We start from the raw sequence: 20,734 nt of genomic DNA, 5'->3' as shown, positions 1-20,734 counted from the left end.
ATGATGTTGTGACGAATGCATGGGAAGGAGGTCTGGCGTCAGTGCCTCAACAACCTGCACATGTTGCTGAATTCGACGCTGGTACCCGATTGCGGGTGGGGTTTGTGTGTTTCGGTCGCACGACATTTGACCTGCGGACCGCAGATCAGATGGTTCAGGCGTCGAAGCAGGCACTCCAACAACACGACGTCGAATGGTTCATGGAGGACAAACTGCTCACCCAGGTGCCGGCCGCCGAGGAGGCAGCCAACAGAATGGCAGGGCGGATTGACCTCTTGGTGGCGCAGTTTACGACATTCGTAGATGCGCGCTACATCGACGTGATGGGTACACGATTGCAAACTCCTGTCATTCTATGGGCGATTCGGGAACCGAATCGTCTGCCCGGTCAGCGCTTATCCCTAAATTCCCTCACGGGTGCCAATTTGGCAGCTCAAAGGCTCTATAAACGCAATATTCCATTCCAGGTGATTTACGGAGGTCCCGAAGAGCACCAGTTGACCAGCCAACTGGAGCAAGCCTTTCGGTATTGGCGGGCGTTTGCCCATTTGCGGCGGTTTACCGTGGTGACCTTGGGACAGGCACCCGACGGATTTTTCTTCTCGACTCCCGCTTCGGCGGTGCAGGAGCGCCTGGGTATTCGCAATATTCATATAGACTTGAACGGGGCCTTCCAGCGTGCGGAATTGGTTTCTAACGAGACCGCACAAGGGGTATTGGACGACATTCGCTCCAAAGTACGGGGCGTGGAGCGCTTGCCGGAAACGTCCGTGGTGAAGTTTGCAAAGTTGATGGTTGTTCTGCGTGACGACCTGCAGCGTTTTCAAGCGAACGCCATCGCGGTGCGATGTTGGCCCGAGTTTTTCACGGAGTTCGGGGCGGCGGCTTGCTCTACACTGTCCGCGCTAACGGATATGGGCATCATGGGTGCATGCGAAGCCGATGTACTGGGAGCTCTTTCAATGGATGTTCTTCATCAATTGACCGCGTCACCGGCATATCTCGGAGACCTGGTGGAAATTGACGAGGAGCAGCAGGCGGTGGTGTTTTGGCATTGCGGTGCAGGCGCATTCTCATTGGCCCGGCCGGATACCGGTGCAATTGCAGGCAAACATCCCAATCGGCAAATTGGGTTCACATTGGAGTTCGGTCTCAAGCCGGGGAAGGTCACCATCCTTCGGATCGGGGAAGACAGGAACGGTGTACGGGCTCTGGTAGGGTTGGGTGAAGTCGTGGACGAACCCCAGCGCTTCCAGGGGACTTCCGGCAAGGTTCGCCTCTGCGGGGACGGAGATGTGAAAGAGAGGGTTATCCGGGTTATGGAGCTGGGGTTTGAACCGCATTATGCACTGGCATATGGAGATGTCGTGGCACAACTGGAGCGGCTCTTCTGTACCCTGGAAATTCCGGTGACCCGATTCTAGAGGAGGCGATCCACCATGAAGGTTGCGATTGGGCAATTCGGAGCCCCAACCGCCGTGTTAAACGCCTCCTTGTTCGGTGCGCTGCAAGTACTGGATGATGCCGGGGCCGAGGTGTTCGGGGTAATCGGCGGCGTGCGCGGTCTGATCCATGGTGACTGGTTTGACTTGAGCAGGTTCAGCCGACACGGACAATGGCTCCTGCGGACGCCTGGAGCTGCGCTTCGGGCCGGACGATACGCCGATTTTCACGAGGTGGTCGATCAGGCTGTCGAACAGTTGCGCCAGAAAGGAATCGATGCGCTCATCGTCATGGGAGGCAACGGAACCATGGGGTTGGGCGCTGCGCTGCACGATGCGGCACGAGCAAAGGGATATCCTTTGGCTGTGATCGGGGTTCCCAAGACCATCGACAATGACATCGTTGGGATTGATCACACCCCCGGCTATCCGAGCGCCGCGCGTTTCGTCATTGAGGCGGTTCGCGACCTGACGTTGGATCTGGAAGCGATGGTCGGATTCGAACAGGTACGGATTGTAGAAGTGATGGGCAGACGCTGCGGCTGGCTGGCGGCGGCTGCGGCTGTAGTGCCGTATCTGTCTCCCATCCCGGGAACCGTGTCACCCCGGACGATTTCAGAGGAGGAACTCCGTGCTCGTCGTCCTTTGATTCTATTGCCGGAGTTCAGGCGCCGATGGGAAGAAGTGTTGACGGAGATCAAAGAACGGGTGCATCACTTTGGCCATCTTGTGGTGGTCGTGAGCGAAGGGGTGACGGATGCGAATGGGAAACCCGTCCTGCACGCCGGGGATGACAGTACGAATTCCGCTCGTTCCATGTTGGGCGGGATCGGTGCGGTGCTGGCGGATCAAGTGCGCCAAGTCCTGGGCCTGGGCGCGCGCTATGAAAACCTCGGCGTGTTGCAGCGGTGTTGGTCGGGTTCCAGCACAACATTGGATCGCCAGGAAGCCCTCATGCTTGGCCGCCGGGGAGCGGAACTGGTGCTTGCGGGCAAATCAGCGCAGATGGTCGGCTTGAGCCGGCGTCCTGCCTTGACTTATCAGGTGGAGTTCATCGAACGCCCGCTCGTCGAGATTGCGGGCCGGGATCGCTTGATGACTGCGCAGGAACAGTGTATGGACGTTGCGTTCATACAATGGCTGGCGCCGCTTGTCGAACTGGAGCAGATTCATGAGCACCCCAGGATAAGCGAGAAGTTTATAAATTCTGTGTGAGGTGAATGGGATGCCGTTAGCAACCGGGGCAATACTACGAGACGCTTACGAACAACACTACGCCGTACCTGCATTCAGCGTCCATTCCGCCGACATGATCGAAGCCGTGGTCGCAGAGGCGAACCTGCAACGGATGCCGATCATGCTGCAGATTGGCCAGAGGGCGATCCGAAACGGCCAGATGCAAACGCTCGTTGGCGCGATTCAGGCAGTGGCCAGTCAAGTCTCGATTCCGGTAGTGATCCACCTCGACCACTCTCGCCAGTTTGAGCAGATCGTCCAGGCGCTGCGCGCAGGGTTTACCTCGTGCATGATAGATGCTTCAGCCCTTTCCTTTGAAGAAAATATCGCCGAAACGGTTCAGGCAGTTCGGGTTTGTCACGCGGTGGGGGTTCCGGTGGAAGGCGAATTGGGGGCCATCGGGGGTGCAGAGGATGACATCGACGTCCGTGATGAGGACGTCATCTATACCTCTCCGGAAGCCGCGGCCGAATTCATCCACCGGACTGGTGTCGATTCCCTGGCTGTCGCCATCGGGTCCGCCCATGGCATGTACAAACAGGAGCCGAAACTCGACCTGGAGCGCCTCGGTTCCATCTACGCGGCGACCAATGTCCCGCTGGTTCTGCACGGGGGGAGCGGGATTCCGGAGGACCAGATTCGAAGGGCCCTGAAGCTCGGGATCGCAAAGATAAACTTTGACACGGAACTGAGGTTGGCCTACGTTGCCGGACTTCGAGAAGGAGCGGAGCAGTACGGGGACGATCCGTTTACTGTCGTGCAGTACGCACAGCAGCGGTTGCGCGAAGTCGTCCGCGAAAAGATCCGGTTCTGCGCCGGATAAGACTCGCAGGAAATCGGTATGGGAGGCATTCGTATGGACATCGCGAAGGACGCACGGAATTCGTTGTTCGTCGATGGTAAGTGGTTGGCCCCGGACGGGGGTGACACGGTGGATGTCGTCAATCCGGCGACTGGGGAGACCATTGCTGAACTCGGTTATGGCGGGGCTGCAGAGGCGGTTCACGCAGTCGACGTAGCGGCGCGTGCATTTCGCTGGTGGCGGAGGACAACGGCGCGGGAACGGGCAGTCCTGTTGTTACAGACGGCGTCCCATTTGCGCGAGCGGGCAGGATGGATCGGCCGCGTCCTGGCCATGGAGTCTGGCAAGCGTCTCGCTGAGGCGATAGCCGAGGTTCGCTTCGCGGCGGAATACTTTCGCCGGTTCGCTGAGGAGATCCGGCGTCCTCACGGTGTCATGATGCCAGGTGAGGCAACGAACAAGCGGCACTGGACTCTAGCCCAACCGGCGGGGGTTGCGCTGGTCCTGACCCCATGGAACTTCCCGGTTTCGATTCAGGCTCGGAAGCTCGCGCCTGCCTTGGCAGCCGGATGCACGGTGGTGGCCAGGGCTTCGCAAAAGGCTCCGTTATCAGTGATCGAGTTGTTCCGTTGTCTCCAAGCTGCCGGATTCCCGGCCGGGGTCGTCAACCTTGTGCAGGGTCCGGCCGCCGAGACCACAAAAGCGATGATGCAGCAGGAGGGGGTGCGGGTCGTTAGCTTCACCGGATCGACTCCGGTCGGTCAGACACTTGTCGGTTGGTCAGCCGGACAATTGCAGCGAATGGCCTTGGAGCTAGGCGGCAACGCGCCGTTCATCGTGTTTGAGGACGCCGACATCGAGCGCGCGGTTGAGGGGGCGATGGTGGCCAAGTTCCGCAACAACGGCCAATCGTGCATTGCCGCCAATCGCTTTTACGTCCACGACGCGGTGTACGAACAATTTGTCGAGCGTTTTGTAGCACGCGTTTCGGCGATGAAACTGAGCGATCCGGTGGAGGACCCGGATTGCGACCTGGGCCCGGTGATCGATGCCGAGGCGCGTGCGAGACTCAAGAACCTGGCCTCGGACGCGATTGCCTTGGGAGCTCGCCGGCTCGTCCCCGAGCGAGCGGTACCCGCCTCCGGTTATTTTCTATCGCCGATCCTGCTGGAGGATGTCACGGCCGAAACGGGATTTGCGTGTGAGGAACTCTTTGGACCGGCAGCACCAATTTTCCGGTTCCGTGAAGAGGAAGAGGTAATCGCATGCGCGAACTCGACCGACATGGGATTGGCGGCCTACGTGTATACAGAATCTCATGCCCGCGCCACGCGCGTCACGGAAGCACTGGAGTATGGGATTGTCGCGTTGAACCATGCCTTGCCGTCGGTGGCGTTTGCTCCTATGGGCGGATGGAAGCGCAGCGGCCTCGGGCGCGAAGGCGCACGCGTAGGGTTGGAAGAGTTTCAGGAGATCAAGTACATCTCGGCTGAAATCTGAGGGAGCGGGAAGGGTTCCCCTCATGTGGATCGTCATCACGGAGGATCTATGGTGGCCACTGCCAGAGTCGTTCGGCGGTGGTCGATCGGTGCTGTACGACCCCGATCTGGTCAGGGATCGGAATCGTCTGCTGCAATTGGGGCCAGGGACCGAAGCTCTGGTCGTTCGCAACAAGACTCACGTGGATGAAGAATTGCTGACACATTTCCCGGACCTGAAAGTCGTTGGACGTCTGGGCGTGGGACTCGACAACATCCAGCTGGATGCTTGCCGCCGGCACGGTGTGCAGGTCATCGCGGCGAAGGGTTGCAATGCGGCTTCTGTCGCCGAGTACGTGTTTGCATGCATGCTGAAACACGCTCGCTTTTTGGACCGTTGCGATGCGTCCGTGCGTTCGGGGACCTGGGACCGGGGCAGCGCAACAGGCAGCGAGTTGTTTGGTAAGACGTTGGGACTCATTGGCGTAGGCGACATTGGTGCTCGGGTGGCCTCACGAGCACGGGCTTTCGGTATGCAGGTGGTCGCCTATGACCCGTTCGTGCTCAAAACCAGTGCGCTGGTACAGGATACTGGAATCCGGCTTGTGGAACTTGCGGAATTGCTGGAGCAGTCCCACTACGTATCCGTACACGTCCCGTTAACACCGCAGACCCATCACCTTCTGTCCTATACGGAACTGGCGGCCATGCGTTCCGACAGCGTACTCATCAACACGGCCCGTGGAGGAATCGTCGATGAATCGGCGCTGCTGAAGATCCTGCGGGAGTTTCCGCGGCGGGCGGCCTTTCTCGATGTGCGGGAGACAGAGCCCCCTGGGCAGGATGACCCTTTCCGGGAGTTGACGAATGTCACCCTAACGCCGCACGTGGCCGGGATCACCAGGGAGTCGTCCGAGCGTGTGGAGGCCTTCGTCCTTGAGCAGGTTGGACAGGCCTTGGAAGGACACCCGGTGGTAGGGTGGGTCTGAACCGTATTCGAATGAATGGCGGAAAAGTGCGGCGAAGGCGTATATTTTGGTTATTGACGGCGTTAACGGGGGTTAGTCCATTTCCTGTGTCGGGTCTACCGGGCGGAAGCGGTTGCCGCTGAGCCTCACCATTGATCACCGGGTGGTCGACGGCGGCCTCGTCGTGCGCTTCCTGCAAGCGGTGGCACGCCCGTTGACGGAGCCGGAGCAATTGATGTAGGGGATTGGTGATGGCCATGAGGATCATTGTTGGCAAACCACCGGAAAATCCAGAGTTTCATCCTATTCAGGAAGGCTGGACGCCACTGAGAGAGCCACGCAACATGTGGCTCCTGCAACTCGTGGCCATACCCATCGGCATTCTTCTCGCCATCTTGATAGGCTTGTTGGCAGTTCTCTTAAATGTGTTCGATACGCTTGTGATTGACCTGTATGACCTGCTTGCCCTGGTCGCCATCATCCCTGTGCACGAGTTCCTGCACGCCGTCATGTTCCCAGCGCGGTTGTCCTCTGACCACGTGATGTGCGGCTTTTGGCCAAAGGCGTGCGTTTTCTACGCCCACTATGATGGCGTGGTGACACGCCGTCGATTCATCGGTGTCTTTCTGGCCCCTTTTCTCGGCATCTCCGTTCTTCCGCTCATCCTACTCAAACTGTTCGCCGTCCACAACCAAGCCTTTATTTTGACATGTGCCTTCGTCAACGCCTTCGGCTCGGCCGGGGACGTGCTGGGCGTGCTTCTGATCCTCTTCCAGGTTCCGCGAAAGGCGAAGTTGAGGAACCAGGGGTTCCGGACGTATTGGAAGGCCCCGGAGGCAGGGGCTAGAAGGTTAAACGCAAGTCAGGGGAGTCTGGAGGGCGCGGGGTCATATCAGGTGAGCAGAGCCCGTGGGGTACCGCAGGAAGGCGAGAGTATGCATTGAGAGTTCTGGATAGTGCGGGCAGCGATGACACACGCCCTGAAGGAGGAGGTGGTTAGCTAAATCATATGTCCGGGGAATATCCAGCAGACTTTCCGGTGCTCGTATTCAATCTGACACTTCCCAGCCCTGGCGTCAGTGGTCGTTGGTGGAGTTCTTTGGGTCTTGCCACGTGGTACCGCGTCTCACCGGCTGTCGAATCCCGACCAGTACGTCAACAAATTAGCAGGCTGGGTGAATCGCATCGCGGAGCTACGGGAACGGTTGAAGTGCAGCCGGTGCTGGGAATTCATGACCAACCACTTTCGTTATTCCAAAAGACTTGACGCACGCTACAGTACCACCGTGGTGACGTGTGATCGCGGACCGAGTCACGACCGAAACGTATATCTGAATCATTGTTGGGGATGCGAGAAGATCATCGACAGTCGTGTGGACAGGATCCAAGACGATGAAGGATACTATCTCTGTAAAAGGTGTGGTTGTGGGTCACCGACGAGCGAATCCGCTCCTGGGGACATTTGCCCGAACTGCGGCGCACGGAATATGGTAGTGCTCGATGAGCGTCGCAGACATGCGAGCACTGCGGCCATCGGATCACGATTCCGGTGAAGGTCGTCATGTATTCTCCATCTGGCCGCTCATGAGCGGTTGCGTTGTATTAGTCGGTTGAAATCTGTCTCCCGCACGGACCGCCCCATCCGAGGATGGGGCTTTCTTGCCGAGAGATTCCCTCATGCCAGTTCTTTCGCGTACGCGGCAACGTCGGCGTGTTGGACGGATCCATGCCGCCGAGCGCGTATCCGCGGCGAGTGCTGCAGTAGGCTCCCCGTTCTCCAGGGCCACCAGTTACCATCCGCCGTACTGGTGCGCATCGCATCCTTGGCCATAAGGAACCAAAGGGACTGAGGCCACCCTGAGGCGGCCTCAGTCCCAAACCCCCATCTCATGGACGCTCAGCGTGTGGCGGCAGTTTGGGCACCGCAATACCGATTCACCGATATCCGATAGCTTCCGTCCTGGTGTATGGCAACGGGGACATCGGCTCCTTCCTTTCCGCACGTCCACATGACCACTTTGGTCGTGCGCAGTGGATTCTTTCGTCTCGTAGATCTTTGCGCATTCTGGGCATTGGTACACCGAATACACCACGAGTTGGTGAATCCGCTCGTTCTCAGCGAGGCTGGGCTTCTTCCGCAAGCGATTCGCCCGCATGTAGTCGGCTACGTTGTCGAAGACGCGCATACTGCTTCCGGGTGAAACATTTGCCTGATAATCACAACGCTCGCAGGTCAGCCACACCATGATTCCAGGCATTGATTTGCCCCTCTCGTGACCGGGGATAGCGGCATTGGCTCCGCCATGCTGCCATCCCTAGGTGCTATGGACTACTGCCTACTCCATACATCCGGTTTTCATCGGACGTGAAGGATCTGCCTCACAACTGCCCCGCGATTCGCTCCGCGACCTGCCGGATGACAGCCGAATCCAGGCCTCCGCGGTCGTCATCCTGCGTGGTGAACAGGTTCTGACCCAGTTCAAACCCGTTCTTCCGGTACCACGACAATTTGTCCTCCCAGGCCTGGCGGTAGTCCGGGTTGCCGAGCATGCCGAGGTGTTCCCAGATGATGAGCTCCCCGGCGGGATCGACGAACGTGAAATCCGGCAGTACGACGCCCCCGGTGAACGGCCCGGTGAGCGGCCGCTCGTACTCGTACGGCAGGCCCATGTGGTGGAGCATGTTGGCGATGACCAGCTCCGATTTGCTGCGCACCAGGTGGCCTCTCTCCGTGCGGTGGATGAGGTGGTCCGCGTACGGAACCGCCGCGTCCGCCTCGCGCACACCCGCCGTAAACAGATTCGTGTTGCGTCGTGCCGTCTCCGACGCCTCCGGTCTCGAGAGGTGGTACAACAGGCTGATGTCCTCTCCCTCGATGAACAGGACCAGCTTCCGCCGGGCGCGCGTCAGCGCCGTGTAGATCAGCTCTGTGGACAACAGGCGGCTCGATTTAGGCAGGATTACGAACACGGTGTCGAATTCGCTGCCCTGCGCCTTGTGGACGGTCAGTGCGTACGCCAGCTCCAGCGGCGGCGCGTCCTCCGTGAGATCCTTCCCCCGGTAGCCGACCGTGATGTTCGGCCGGCCGGAGAAGAGGACGTTGAGCCACTTGTTCTTTCCTTTCACGTGTTCGTTCACGGCGATCCCGATCTCGCCATTCGCCAGGTAAATGCCCTGTACCGACTGTTTGGCCTCCCAATTCCACCCATCCCGCCGCGTGTTGCGCGTCTGCAGCACCTTGTCGTGCAGCACAATCTCCTCGTCGCCCAAGCGGACATGGCGGTGGGGGAAGCGGTGGGCCTGTTTCAACTCGTTCTCCCGGAACCGCGCCTGGATCCAGCGGTTGAGGGCCAGCACGCCGTGCGGGTGCATGCGAACCGGGGACAGGATTTGAAACGATTCCACGCTGTCCGGCTGAGTGGTTGGGACATACCCGTTGGATTCGATGCCCAACACCCGGTTGAATCCCGCCACATCGTCCGGGCCTTGGAGGCCCAGGTGTTCACACATCGCCTCGAGCAGGCGGGCCTCCAGCTCCGCGGGGGAATTCCAGAACTTGATCTGCATGTCGTTCAGCGGCTGGTCCGAGGAGAGCCGCCGAAATATGGCGTCGGCGTTGGCCGCTTGTGGCTCCCGTGTGAACCAGGCGGCCAGCTGCAGCGTATCCGACGGTGCGCCGGCCTGCGCCCGCACCTCTACGGTGAGGCGCGCCAGAGCGCCGGCCAGGTGTCTTTCCTCTGGGAGGTTCGAGTCGGCCGCGTGATCGAAATACCCAACCAGGTCCGCGAACGGCCGGCCTGGGCCGATGGGCGGAAGCTGATTCGGATCCCCAACCAGGAGGATGCGCGTCACGTGCGAAAGATCGATGGCTTTGAACACCGCCGTCATATCGTCGAGGGTCAACATGGAGCACTCGTCGATGACCACCGTCTTCTCTCCGCGGTACGGCGATCCGCCGGAGAGCAGCGGCCGTTGCCGCTCGACGTCGTACCGGCCGAGCCGGAGCAGGAACTGGGCGATGGTCAGGGCTTCGAATCCGGCCGTCTGCTGCAGACGGACCCGCGCCTTGCCCGTCGGGGCGAGCAACAGGACGCCATCGCGGCGAATGGCGTCTGACTGCAGCAGGGCGCCGAGCACGGTCGTCTTCCCGGTGCCTGCCTTGCCGGCGAGCACCGACAGCTTGCGGGTGGTGATCCGCTCCAACGCCGCCGCCTGCTCTTCCAGGGCCGCTGCATGGCTGGGCACATTCGGATCCAACTGAACACCTTTGCGAGCCAACGTGCGGTGAATCGCGGCCTTCCAATCGGTGCCGACCGAGGGCAGGACGGCCCCAGCCCGCGCCAGCAATACCTTGCGCAGGTACGCCTCGCGCGCCTGGTACTCCTTCAATTGGAGGGCGTGGCGCAGCCCAGCCCCTGCGCCGGAGGGGAGTTCCACCGTGGCGATGGCGTCCCCCCAGTCGTGCCGATGGGCGTGCAGATAATCCAAGCCGACCTCACACGGCTGCGCCCAGTCGAGCTGTGGCAGGCGGCGCAGCGCCTCTCCGTAGGCCAGCAGGGTGTCTCCTTGTTCGGCAGCATCGCGGAGGACCCGCACTAACCCGGCGCGCACCCGGCGAACATCTATCGGCGAGGCCACCGCTGAAGGACTTGGCACGGGGTGGCGCGTGGCGATCGAGGCGTCCGGCAACAGGCCGCGGTCGAGTATTCCCACCGAGATGGCGGGCGCGTCCGGATGATCCACGTCCAATTCAGCGATGCGGTACGGGTTGGCCAGGAGGTCGGGGTCCGAGATTCGGCATCCCGTCGTGTTCTCCCGCTGCTGCACGTCAAACCATCGCTTCGCCTGCGCCGGCGAGAGGGCGAAGCGGGACAGCAGCTGCAGCAACGATCTGCGCTCATCCGGCAGGGATGCCCAGGTCTTGCGGACGGCGTCGAGGTCGGGCCGGTATTCGGGCCGCGGCGGTTCCACCCGACCACGCAGGAGGGCGTCCACCAGAGGCCACGGGTCGTCCATCGGATCGATCCGGCCAGAGGTGATGAGCTCCAATGACAGCGCGGTGCCGAGCCGCAGTCCGAGCGCCTCAAGGGCGGAGCCCAGCCCCGGGAAGGCGCCGCGGTCCTGCCAGAGCGCCGCCATCTGCTGGTTGATCCACTCCTCCCGCTGCATCCACGGCCCCGCCGCGATCCCGTGGGCGCGCACGCGACGGACGGCCTCCAGGCTTCTCGTGAGCACTTCCAGCGCGGCGTCCGCGTCCGCCAGCTCGGACCCGTACGAGAACGCCCGTTGATGGGCGGTGTCCACCGTCACCGCGATCTCTCGCAACAGGCCTTGGCGGCGCTGGTCTTCGGCGGGATCGCCCGTGGGCTCGAGGTAGTCGTGATAGGGAAGGAGGAACCCATCCGTCCCGTCGGGGCGGATCGAGTGCCGGATGACGCGCTCCCAGAGCGGGTACGATCGCTGCGGGTCGGTGCTGTTGTACATGAGCCGATCGCTCACGTGCTCAATCCGTCCGATCCCCACAATCAGGCGCGACAGATCATCACCCAGGGGATGTCCGTCCTTGGCGTAAAACAGCACCATTGACCCCTGGGGGGTCAGGCGCCCGTAGAAGAGGTCGTTGAGGGCCATCTGCCGTTCCCGGCCAAACACCCACGCGGTTGAGAACGGAGCCTCCTCGTCGGGCGGCAGCGGGACGGGGGATTGAGCGTCTATGGCTGCCTGATTCGATTTCAGCATCCACCAGAACGGAACCGCCAGCGTGGCGTAGGGCGGGATCACGATCCGGGTGGGGCGAAGGTGACCGTGCGTCGTGTGACTGCTCTTTTGGTACGGGTGTTCCATCACGCGGACCCAGTCTCGCGGACTCATGAACCCGGCGCCTTCGGCGACGCAGGGGGGAAGCTGGTCCACGGGCACCTGGTCCCAGGTTCGCGCGGCCAGTGCTTCTTCTGCCTCATCCTGTTTGCTCTCTCGGATGCGCTCCAACAGGGTGCAGAACGTGTTGGCAGAAGGATGCCGGCAGACGGTCCCGTTCCAACGGTTGTCGTGCCAGGCGACGCGGACGGTCAGGTGAAACATGGCGTGGATACACCTCGCTGAATGGGTTGGGCCGCCGAGCCCTCGGCGGCGCGCAAGGGAGTGATGTGACGGAACAGAGAACGTGGTGGGAAGATTCTACATGTCTAGGGGACTTTCCTGTTAGACATGGACGGGTGTGACATGCCCCGCCACAGGGCGTTCCACGATTTGCGGGAGCTTGGCTGACCTACGTGGATAGAGGAGGAACGGTGACCTGTGTAGCGAAAAGCTAATGAGGACTATGGTTGAAAGTGCTTGACTTACGCACTTGTGGAAGAACATCCGAATATGGGAGAAGGGTGCGGAGATCGATGCTTACGATGATATTGCTTGTATTCCTGCTTGCTGGAGTTATCGTGTTAAAAATATTACAACCAACCCTGCTGGGGAAACGAGGTGAACAGATCGTTGCCGCGAAACTGGCTGCGTTGGATCCGGCGGTCTATAAGGTCCTGAATGATGTGACTATTCCGAAGGAAGAAAGCAATGGAACGGTCCAAATCGACCACATTGTGGTGTCTCCGTTCGGAATCTTCGTGATCGAGACGAAGCATTATGATGGCTGGATATTTGGCAAGGAAGACGACTATCAATGGAAACAGGTCATTTACAAGCGCAAGGAGACGTTCCTGAACCCCTTCATCCAAAACAAGACGCACATCAAGGCACTTCAGGCGGCGCTGGCCGAAAACTCTCCGCTCAAATTCTTTTCTGTTGTGGTATTTTCTGGCCGCGGCACATTGAAAGTAGAGACAAGGACCGAGCTTCTTGTGTATCCGAGAGACTTGCTCAAGGTGATCACCCGTTATACGAATCCGGAAATCGGACCGGATCAGGTGGAAGCGATATACAACAGGCTGAGGGCCATCGCCATTACGGATCGCCGGGAGAAGCGCAAACACGTGGAGCGCGTGCGACAAGCCAAGGCGACCAAACAAGCTCTGGTTCGACAGGATGTATGCCCGCGATGCGGGGGGCAATTACAAGTCAGAAATGGCAAGTATGGTCGCTTCAAAGGGTGCTCGAACTACCCGAGATGCAAGTTCACGGTACAGGTGGAGAAGTAACGACCCGCTGAGGCGACCAGGACTTCGATCCCATCGCCACTTGGCTCCAATCCGTCGTCGGCCGCGATCGCCATCTGGAATGGAATACAATGCCCGCAGTTGTAAAGGGGACCGGCCCCAGCGTTTAGCCTCCAGTGCTTATCCGATTTTTCTGCGTAAACCAGAGGGCCTGGGCGGGGGTGGCTGTTTCAAGACCGCCATGAGACCAAAGTTTTCGTACTAAGTTGGGCACCCTGCCAAGTCGGGGAGCCGATTTTGCACGACAATCTTGCTTAAACCCCCGCCTCCACGTCGCTGGTGGCCGCTGAACGTGGGGATTGTGTACGAAAATCTGGCTTACGCTGCGGGCGGGGGTCAGGTAGGAATTCGGTGAGCACAGGGACGGACAGCACCATCGGGCGGCGGGGTTTCGTAATTTGAAATGAAAAAACCCTCTTTCACGTCTCATTATGTAAAGTCGACGTATTTACATCGAGACGAGGGGGGTCTTTTCATGCTCAAAGAAGAAAAAACCCGCTGGGTTCAATCGATTTGGCAACGAACGAGCGCGCGTTTATCCCGTCCCTGGGCGATTGTCGCGGCCATCGCGGTGCTGGCCGCCGTATCGGCGGTGGTGTTCAACACGAATGCATTCCAAGTGGGGAGGCGGGGATCGGCGTCGTCCGCTGCCGTGTCTTCCGCTGCCGCGGCTGCCGCCTCAGGTTCTGCCGAGGCTGCGATGCCGAATTCGGGCCAAGCCGGTGCGCACGGGCCTGCCGATGGGGCGATACAAGCAGCCGCAGGGGCGAACGCGGCCAGCAAAACGGCGGCTGCAACGACAACGACGCAAAGAATGGTGATTGAGCAGGCGACCGTCAACATCTCCACATCCGATGTCAGGCAAGCCGCGGACAAAGTATCCCGGATGGTCGACAGCTATGGCGGATTTGTCGAGTCTTCGCGAGAATCCACGGACAACGGTCAACTTACCGTATGGATGACCGTACGCGTCCCTGAAAAGGACTTCACCCAGTTCCTGAACGGCGCAAAGGGGCTGGGGACGGTGACGAACTTTTCCCAGACTGGGCAGGACGTCACACAACAGTACAACGGACTTCAGCAACAGCTGGAGGAACTGAAGAGCGAAGCCGACGCATACACCCGCCTCTTTAACAAGGCGCAAACCATGAAGGACATGATCGACATTCAACAAGCGCTGGTGCAGGTGAACAGCCAGATCGCTCAGTTGAACCAGCAACTGCATGATCTCAACCGTTCCGTGCAACTGGCCACGGTGAACCTCACATTGACCCCTCCGTCGTTTGCCGGTGCGGCGTCGGGGGATACCCCCGTGACAGAAGCGTTTCTCCAATCATTCCGCGTTCTTAAGAAATCCGCGTACGCCCTGGTGACCATTGTGGCATGGCTGCTCCCATGGGTGGCATTGGCGGCACTCGCGTTGCTTGGCCGCCGCTGGTGGATGCGCCGGAGACGCCACCGGTAGGGTCCAACATTGATATTGGTTGAGTCATCCGTTGACGTCAACCTGTTGGCTGTATCGAGTGAAAGGAGAGAAGGCGGAGCAGACGAATCGCCATCGCCGGCCGGTCGCAGGACAGGCCGGCCTAACACAGGTCGGGTGCCGCATTTTCGTACTATCTCGCTCGTTTTGCCCCAGCTGACCCCGCCGTGCCCCCGGGTGCAGGCCAGAATGTCGTACTATCCGGACCAGTTGGCGCCCCGAAGGTGGCGAGTTTGTACGGAAATCCGGGTAAAGTCAGAGTTCTGACCACCTCAAACCGCCCCCGGTCAGGGAGGTTAAACAGAATTTCGAGGTCATGCGCCCCTCGTCCACCCGCTTGGGGGCTCGATCAAAATCCCCCGATAGCAAAGTTGAACTTCTGCGTCACACCGGATCGTTCAACGACTGACGACTGCACCCTCCCACTGGCCTCGCCCTCCGCCTGTCCATGGCTGACCTGCCAGAGTCCCCGCTTCACCCCGTACCCACGGGCTTTTGCTAAAATCAGATGGAAAACGACTTGAGGTGGGCTTCTACGGTCTGTCGGTGCACGCGGACAGGCGCAAGCTGGTGCAAACGGTGGCGGACTTGCGCCCACAGCGGGTGCTGCTCGTGTACGGCGACGGGGAGGCGAAGGATGCGCTCGGAAACCAAGGAGAGGTTCCAGGAGCGGACCGGGTGGTCGTTGCGGGAGGCGGGAGCCTGTCGGGGCAGAGCCCGTCGGCAAGCCACATGACGAGAGGAGGTGATCTACTTGGTGACTCGAGGAGCGAGCGGCGAACGGCTCAGAGCGCTGCGGCGCGACATGGAAATGTGGGTCGGACCCCGTGTGCTCCATCGGGGTTGGGCGTACTATGAAGAGGGGCGGGTCCTGCACGTCGAGATGCAGGGGGATACGATAGAGGCCACGGTTCACGGTCATTCCGGTGCGTACAACACTCGCGTGGACATCGCGAATTTTGAGCGGAGCACGTGCGACTGCCCCTTTGACGGCTTTTGCAAACACATGGTCGCCGTCGTGTTCGCAGCGGCAGAGGAAGATCCGGCGAGCGTTCAGGCGGCGGGCGCGTACGAAGGGGTGAATCCTGAGGACGTGATCGAGGCGCTGTCCGCCCTGAACGAGCAACAGCTGAGGGACGTTGTGGCGTTGTCCCTGCGGGATCGACCCGATTGGGCGCGGCACATGAAGATTTCGTTGGACCGTTGGGAAAGCACCCAATCCGCCCGCACCCTCACCCGGACGATGACGGTCGAGGAGGCGGCGGTGTACTTCACAGCCCAGGTGAAGCAGATCCTGGAACAGGCGGAAGGCCTGTGTGAGGTGGAGGAGTGGGAGCCGGGGCTTGACCGCGGTTACGACCGCTGGGGCGATCCGGACGACGGCGCCGACCGCTGGGACTGCAGGGAAGCGGTTCGGCATGTCCAGCACTGGTGCGACCAGTTGGAGGAGCTGGCGCGGGACGCGGTGGTCCCGGCGCTGATCGGGCTCGGGGTGACGGCGGTGTCGGTGTCACAGTGGATATCGCGGTTTCCAGAGGAAGCGCAGTTCGAATTGGACGCGGCACAGGACCGAAGCCTCGCCGCCCTGGATCGGGTGGCGGCTTTGGTGCGGCGGCAGGTTCAGGCGGAGGCAGGGGAATGGACGGGGGCGGCGGAGACAGCGTCCCTGCCGCACCAGGGCCAGCCCGTGGTGCAGCCCGAGACTGGGGTGCGCCGTCAGGTCATCCGCTTCACGGATTGGATCGCGGGGCAGTGCGCCGATATGCTTGACCTCGTGGACTGGACGGATGTCCTGTCGGCCTGTATCCTGGACGGCGCTCACCTCCGGCAGTTCAAGGCGCGGATGCAGCAGAAGAGGCCGGATTTTCTGTCCAGCGGGGAGCTCTGCCAACCGGCCGAAGGCCTTTCAACTTCACCGCGGCCCTGGAACGAAAGCGGGCGTGATTTGATCGAGTGGTGGTGTACGCTCTGCATCCGGTACGGCGAGATGGACGAAGCGGAGTCGACGGTGGACGGCCGGTTGTCCGACGTGCGCAGCAGCACGGTGCGCCGTTTGGCCGAGGCGTTCTCCGCGATCGATCAACACGAAAAAGCGGTCAGCTACGGGGAGTGGGCACTGCGACTTGACCCACGCCCGGGGGCCGATGCGCACGAGTGGCTGGCCAGGATTTATGAAGCCGCAGGACTGGGGCATCGCGCCGCGGCGTCGCGCGAGAACGCGCTGCTCGCATCACCCACGTGGGCGCGGTTCCAAGCTTGTCTGAAGGACGTCCGCACGGATGACCTCGGCCGTGAGAAAACCCGCCTGTGGGCCGACGCCGTCCGCCGGGCATGGAGGATCGGGTTGGCCTGCCGGATGCTGTGGGAGATCGGAGATGAAGAAGAAGCGTGGCGGGTCTTGGAGAACGCCCACATCAGCGCCTACGCCCGCGACGATGACCTGCTGGCATTTCTACACAACGCCACGGCGTCTCATCCGGCGCGTTGCATCTCCGTCTACCAACGCTTCGTGGACGAGTGCATCGGCCGGAAGTCCCGCAGCGCCTACAAGGACGCAGTCCGGTGGATGCGGTCGCTGCGCGAGGTGTACATGAAGGCGGGCTGGCGTCGCGACTGGACGGCGTACATGGAAAACCTCCTCGAACAGTACCACCGGTACCGGGCGTTGAAAGACGAGATCCACCGCGCGGGGTTGGCGTAGAACCTTGGGGGATGGGGGGCGGCCGGTCAAATTCCTCATTGACAACCGCATTCCGATGTGGCTACCGTAGACTCAATTCCGATTATAAATTATCGCCTCTGTTCCAGCTTGTCACGCGTGCGTCGCACCGCAGCACTTCTTGAACTTTTTCCCGCTTCCGCAGGGACAAGGGTCGTTCCGGCCGACCTTGTTCTGTTTGACCACGGGTGTCCGCTTCCGTCCATCGCCTCCGGTCTGGCGTAACAGCGTCCTCCCGAAATCCTTCATCTTGGCGTAGCGCCGCTTAAACACGCGCATTCCGCCCGCGTGTTTCATGAATCCGTTGTGTATTGCCTTGATTTCGTTCGGCTCGAAGCCGTGGCTGTCCTCGATCACGCAGCTTCCCCCGTCGAAGGGCACGCGGATGGCGAAATGAAGCGTCTGACTTGTGGGAGGATCCGTGATGTCGACAAAACTCAGGATCACCTCGTTGCAGGTGCAAAGGGGATTGATGCAGTATTGATCGTCCACCAGATACCGCCGGTCGTCCCACGCAAAGGTGGACAGGCGGGCGTCGGAATCGTGGAAGATCTCCTCGTACCCGGCGCAGAGACGTTCGTTCATGCGAGCAAGCCATTGTCTGCGACCGTGCTCCTTGGCCTCTTTAACGCGGGTGCTGAACCTCTGCTTGAGGTGGTCGTCCAGCCCGCCGAAGAACTCCTCCATACAAGCACGGGCACGCATGTGGTGTTTCGATTCTACGGACACGCGACTGGCTTGCCAGGTCCGCGTGTCGAGGTAGAACGAGCAGACTTCTCCCTGCACGTGTCCATTTTCGTCGATCGCGGTGAACGCCAGGTGCAAGGCCGTACAGGAACAGGCCGGATTCGTGCAGTAGGACTCTATGATGGCAACCCGCGAGCCGTCTTCAAATTCAACCGCGACGAGATCCTCATCTTTGCCGGCGCTCCAATCGATGCGGTAGTATGGTTCCATCTGGTCACCCTGCTTTCGAAGGTCATCCGTTCTGTGAATAGTTTATCATGCAGGTGCGCCCGGCCATAAACGTCGAAGACTTATACTGGCCAAGGGACGTGGATTGGATTTGGAAGAAGGAGGGGCTGGCAATAACAGAATCACCGACCCTAGAGGAATGGAAGGCGTTGTACGAGGCGGCCGTGGCCTTTCGGAAATTGGCTCCTTGGGATTGGATGTACGATGACGATCTATTCGCTGTCGTAAACCCTGAAACGGGCGTGACGGGATACTGCGTGGTCATGGGGGCTCTCGGGGAGTTTTCGGGCTTGGGGTCTACCGGGGCGAAGCCGGATGGCGGTCGCTGCAAACCATGCGGAACGAGGAAGGCAGGGAAGAGACGCTCTACGCACAGCACGCATTGATCGCGTCGTTTGAGAGCAGCCAGGATGTGGACAAGCGGGATCGAGAGATTATCAAGCAACTTGGGTTGCATTTCCGCGGAAAAACCGCATGCCGCTGTTTCGCAGTCATCTGCCGGGATACTTCCCTTGGTATCTGACGGGCGAGGAGGCTCGATTTCTCACGGTGGCCTTGGAGCAGGCGGCAGATGTGGCCAAGGGGCTGCGGGATGACAGCGATCTGCTCGTTTCGAGGGACCCGGGCACGGTGTTCACGCGCAGGCAAGCCCCAGATGGATCTTGGACAGACGAATGGACAAGCGTCCCGGAGATCGCTGAGGACGGGCCTGGGATTCCTCCATTTGAAGTGAGTGAGGTCGCTGTGCGGCGGATCGTGCGTCAGGCGCGCAAGGTGGGACCGTGGGAGGTCGATGTGTCATACGCACCGTTTGTGGTGAAGGAAGGCGAGCGCCCGATGTTTCCGAAGCTGCTGTTGTGCGTGGACAGAGAATCAGGGATGATCCTGCAGGCTCATGTGGCGGATCCGGAACAATACACACAGAGTTGCGCTGACAAGTTACTTGAAACGATGAACACATTCGGGGTGTGTCCGAAGGCGTTTTTTGTCAAACGCGAGGAGACACGGTTACTGCTTGAGCCGATTGCTGAATTGCTTGGGGTGGCGGTTCGTCGGGTTGCGCCGCTGCCAGCGTTGGAAGATGTGAGGTACGCGATGGAGGAACGGCTGGGATGAGGGAGTGAAACGCCGCCGGGATGAGACGGGGGGTGAAACGCCCTCGGTGGAAGGCGGTTGACGCCGGGCGGCGACCCATTCCAGGGACGCCGCCGGCGCGATCGCTGTGCCGCTTACACGCGTGTCAGCAGGTGGGCCAGCAGGGCAGCCCGCGGGACCACGTGCGAAATCAGGATGTGCTCGTACTCGGCGTGCGGGCCGTCGCCGACGGCGCCCAGCCCGTCCAGCGTGGGGACGCCGATGGCCGCCGTGAAGTTGCCGTCGCTGCCGCCGCCGACCAGGGCCTCGCCGAGCGACATGCCGAGCTGGCTTCCGATTTCCTGGGCGAGTGCGAACAGGCGCGCGGTCTTCTCCGTGCGCTCCATGGGCGGCCGGTTGATGCCCCCTTCCACTTCGACGCGGAGCCCCTCCCGGCTCGGGCCGAGGCCTTTTATCACAGCGTCGATCCGCTCGGCCTCCGCCACCGTCACGGTGCGCACGTCGACCTCCGCCTCGGCGGACTCCGGCACCACGTTGCTCCGGGTGCCCCCGCGGATGACGCCGACGTTCACGGTGGTACCGAGTTCGTAATCCGTCAACCCTTCCAGGTACTGGACAATCCGCGCCAGCTCTCGGATGGCGCTCACGCCTGCCTCGTGGTGGTTGCCCGCGTGAGCCGCCCGGCCGCGCACGTGGACGCGGTACATGGAGACGCCTTTGCGTCCGGTTTTCAGAGCGCCGGTCTCCGCCTGTGCGGGCTCCACCACGAACACCGCTTTGCTCTTTCGGGCTTCCGCCTCAATCACGGGACGGGAGGATCGGCTGCCGACCTCCTCATCGCTGTTGCACAGGAACACGACCTTGTGCGGTAAGGACCCGCCCCCTGCCTGCAGCGCCCTGACGGCCCAGAGGGCTTGTACCAAACCCGCTTTCATGTCGAGCACCCCGGGACCGAAGAGCCGATCGCCTTCCTCGCGCAGCGCCAGGCGGCCTGGATCCCAAACGGTGTCGAAGTGCCCGATGATGAGCACCTGCGACTCTCCTTCGCCATATGTAAACCGCAGGTGATCTCCAAACTTGTCCTGGGCCAGCACTTCCGGCGCGAGCCCAAGTCGATCACGAAACAGTCCCGCCAGCACCTGCCCGCACTCGTCTACCAGATCTTTGCGATGGGTGGGAGATTCGGCTTCCACCAACGTGCGAATGTCCTGCAGGATGTCGGCCCGATGCGCTTCCAGATAGGCGTAAAAGTCTGACAATGTCATTCGCTCCTCAGCATGTGAAGTTCAGCAGACAAGAGGCACAAAGCCCGGGGTGCGGGTCTTCTCGTGTTGCTCGTCGGAGTACACGAGCGATTCTGTGTACCCTCT

At 60.8% G+C, this 20,734-nt stretch carries 15 protein-coding genes and 1 pseudogene; 13 read left to right on the top strand and 3 right to left on the bottom strand.

Features of this window, described 5'->3' with window-relative positions; translation table 11 throughout:
- The first annotated feature begins 41 nt into the window (after nucleotides 1–41).
- From N687_RS0108005 to N687_RS0107975, 7 genes are all read left to right on the top strand, one after another.
- The gene (locus N687_RS0108005; RefSeq protein ID WP_051663057.1) at nucleotides 42–1,424 is read left to right on the top strand and encodes a hypothetical protein; all 1,383 of its coding nucleotides are present in this window, start codon (nucleotides 42–44) and stop codon (nucleotides 1,422–1,424) included.
- Nucleotides 1,425–1,439: 15 nt separating this feature from the next.
- Nucleotides 1,440–2,657, top strand: a complete 1,218-nt coding sequence (locus tag N687_RS0108000; protein WP_029421358.1) for a diphosphate--fructose-6-phosphate 1-phosphotransferase — start codon at nucleotides 1,440–1,442, stop codon at nucleotides 2,655–2,657.
- Between the two features lie 10 nt (nucleotides 2,658–2,667).
- The gene (locus N687_RS0107995) at nucleotides 2,668–3,501 is read left to right on the top strand and encodes a class II fructose-bisphosphate aldolase (RefSeq protein WP_029421357.1); all 834 of its coding nucleotides are present in this window, start codon (nucleotides 2,668–2,670) and stop codon (nucleotides 3,499–3,501) included.
- A gap of 33 nt (nucleotides 3,502–3,534) precedes the next feature.
- Nucleotides 3,535–4,980, top strand: coding sequence for an NAD-dependent succinate-semialdehyde dehydrogenase (locus tag N687_RS0107990; RefSeq protein ID WP_029421356.1), 1,446 nt, complete (start codon nucleotides 3,535–3,537; stop codon nucleotides 4,978–4,980).
- Between the two features lie 22 nt (nucleotides 4,981–5,002).
- Complete coding sequence (locus N687_RS0107985; RefSeq protein WP_029421355.1) at nucleotides 5,003–5,947, top strand: hydroxyacid dehydrogenase; 945 nt, start codon at nucleotides 5,003–5,005, stop codon at nucleotides 5,945–5,947.
- Between the two features lie 112 nt (nucleotides 5,948–6,059).
- On the top strand, nucleotides 6,060–6,167 hold the full coding sequence (locus N687_RS22975) for a 2-oxo acid dehydrogenase subunit E2 (RefSeq protein ID WP_231493429.1): 108 nt from the start codon (nucleotides 6,060–6,062) through the stop codon (nucleotides 6,165–6,167).
- Nucleotides 6,168–6,177: 10 nt separating this feature from the next.
- Entirely contained in the window at nucleotides 6,178–6,870 is a 693-nt protein-coding gene (locus N687_RS0107975) for a DUF3267 domain-containing protein (protein WP_035462107.1), read from the top strand.
- 1,435 nt (nucleotides 6,871–8,305) lie between these two features.
- Here N687_RS0107975 and N687_RS20860 read toward each other — a convergent pair.
- Nucleotides 8,306–12,007 (bottom strand): AAA family ATPase, encoded by a 3,702-nt coding sequence (locus tag N687_RS20860; protein ID WP_035462105.1) that lies wholly within the window; start codon nucleotides 12,005–12,007, stop codon nucleotides 8,306–8,308.
- A 311-nt stretch (nucleotides 12,008–12,318) separates the two neighbouring features.
- Between N687_RS20860 and N687_RS24725 the strand changes: the two genes are divergently transcribed.
- The 4 genes from N687_RS24725 to N687_RS25110 all read left to right on the top strand — a co-directional run bounded on the left by N687_RS24725 (nucleotide 12,319) and on the right by N687_RS25110 (nucleotide 17,276).
- Entirely contained in the window at nucleotides 12,319–13,074 is a 756-nt protein-coding gene (locus tag N687_RS24725; protein WP_051663056.1) for an NERD domain-containing protein, read from the top strand.
- A 493-nt stretch (nucleotides 13,075–13,567) separates the two neighbouring features.
- Entirely contained in the window at nucleotides 13,568–14,557 is a 990-nt protein-coding gene (locus N687_RS0107960; RefSeq protein ID WP_029421352.1) for a DUF4349 domain-containing protein, read from the top strand.
- A gap of 543 nt (nucleotides 14,558–15,100) precedes the next feature.
- Complete coding sequence (locus N687_RS25445; protein WP_197029239.1) at nucleotides 15,101–15,433, top strand: MBL fold metallo-hydrolase RNA specificity domain-containing protein; 333 nt, start codon at nucleotides 15,101–15,103, stop codon at nucleotides 15,431–15,433.
- Entirely contained in the window at nucleotides 15,333–17,276 is a 1,944-nt protein-coding gene (locus N687_RS25110) for an SWIM zinc finger family protein (protein WP_269320518.1), read from the top strand. The genes N687_RS25445 and N687_RS25110 overlap by 101 nt, the downstream gene beginning before the upstream one ends.
- Before the next feature lie 111 nt (nucleotides 17,277–17,387).
- On the opposite strand, the gene N687_RS25105 is transcribed toward N687_RS25110, so the two are convergent.
- Nucleotides 17,388–18,251, bottom strand: coding sequence for an SEC-C metal-binding domain-containing protein (locus N687_RS25105; protein ID WP_029421350.1), 864 nt, complete (start codon nucleotides 18,249–18,251; stop codon nucleotides 17,388–17,390).
- Nucleotides 18,252–18,298: 47 nt separating this feature from the next.
- On the opposite strand from N687_RS25105, the pseudogene N687_RS25440 reads away from it, so the two are divergent.
- Both N687_RS25440 and N687_RS24715 read left to right on the top strand, forming a co-directional pair.
- Nucleotides 18,299–18,851 (top strand): annotated as a pseudogene (locus N687_RS25440) (DUF7309 domain-containing protein); the annotation flags it as partial.
- Nucleotides 18,843–19,385: a DUF6930 domain-containing protein gene (locus N687_RS24715; protein ID WP_419670153.1), complete on the top strand. Its 543-nt coding sequence runs from the start codon at nucleotides 18,843–18,845 to the stop codon at nucleotides 19,383–19,385. The pseudogene N687_RS25440 and the gene N687_RS24715, both read left to right, overlap by 9 nt.
- 113 nt (nucleotides 19,386–19,498) lie before the next feature.
- Here N687_RS24715 and N687_RS0107935 read toward each other — a convergent pair whose 3' ends face one another.
- Nucleotides 19,499–20,629, bottom strand: a complete 1,131-nt coding sequence (locus N687_RS0107935; RefSeq protein WP_029421347.1) for a M20 family metallopeptidase — start codon at nucleotides 20,627–20,629, stop codon at nucleotides 19,499–19,501.
- Between the last annotated feature and the right edge of the window lie 105 nt (nucleotides 20,630–20,734).

Source organism: Alicyclobacillus macrosporangiidus CPP55, from assembly GCF_000702485.1.
Lineage (GTDB): Bacteria > Bacillota > Bacilli > Alicyclobacillales > Alicyclobacillaceae > Alicyclobacillus_H > Alicyclobacillus_H macrosporangiidus_B.
This window is presented reverse-complemented; position numbering and strand designations above follow the sequence as displayed.

Bases quoted from the DNA above. Each gene is read 5' to 3' on its own strand.
- N687_RS0108000 (WP_029421358.1), top strand. From the start codon at position 1,440: ATGAAGGTTGCGATTGGGCAATTCGGAGCCCCAACCGCCGTGTTAAAC.
- N687_RS20860 (WP_035462105.1), bottom strand. From the start codon at position 12,007: ATGTTTCACCTGACCGTCCGCGTCGCCTGGCACGACAACCGTTGGAAC.
- N687_RS25105 (WP_029421350.1), bottom strand. From the start codon at position 18,251: ATGGAACCATACTACCGCATCGATTGGAGCGCCGGCAAAGATGAGGAT.
- N687_RS0107975 (WP_035462107.1), top strand. From the start codon at position 6,178: ATGGCCATGAGGATCATTGTTGGCAAACCACCGGAAAATCCAGAGTTT.
- N687_RS24725 (WP_051663056.1), top strand. From the start codon at position 12,319: ATGCTTACGATGATATTGCTTGTATTCCTGCTTGCTGGAGTTATCGTG.
- N687_RS0107985 (WP_029421355.1), top strand. From the start codon at position 5,003: ATGTGGATCGTCATCACGGAGGATCTATGGTGGCCACTGCCAGAGTCG.
- N687_RS0107935 (WP_029421347.1), bottom strand. From the start codon at position 20,629: ATGACATTGTCAGACTTTTACGCCTATCTGGAAGCGCATCGGGCCGAC.
- N687_RS0107960 (WP_029421352.1), top strand. From the start codon at position 13,568: ATGCTCAAAGAAGAAAAAACCCGCTGGGTTCAATCGATTTGGCAACGA.
- N687_RS0107990 (WP_029421356.1), top strand. From the start codon at position 3,535: ATGGACATCGCGAAGGACGCACGGAATTCGTTGTTCGTCGATGGTAAG.
- N687_RS0107995 (WP_029421357.1), top strand. From the start codon at position 2,668: ATGCCGTTAGCAACCGGGGCAATACTACGAGACGCTTACGAACAACAC.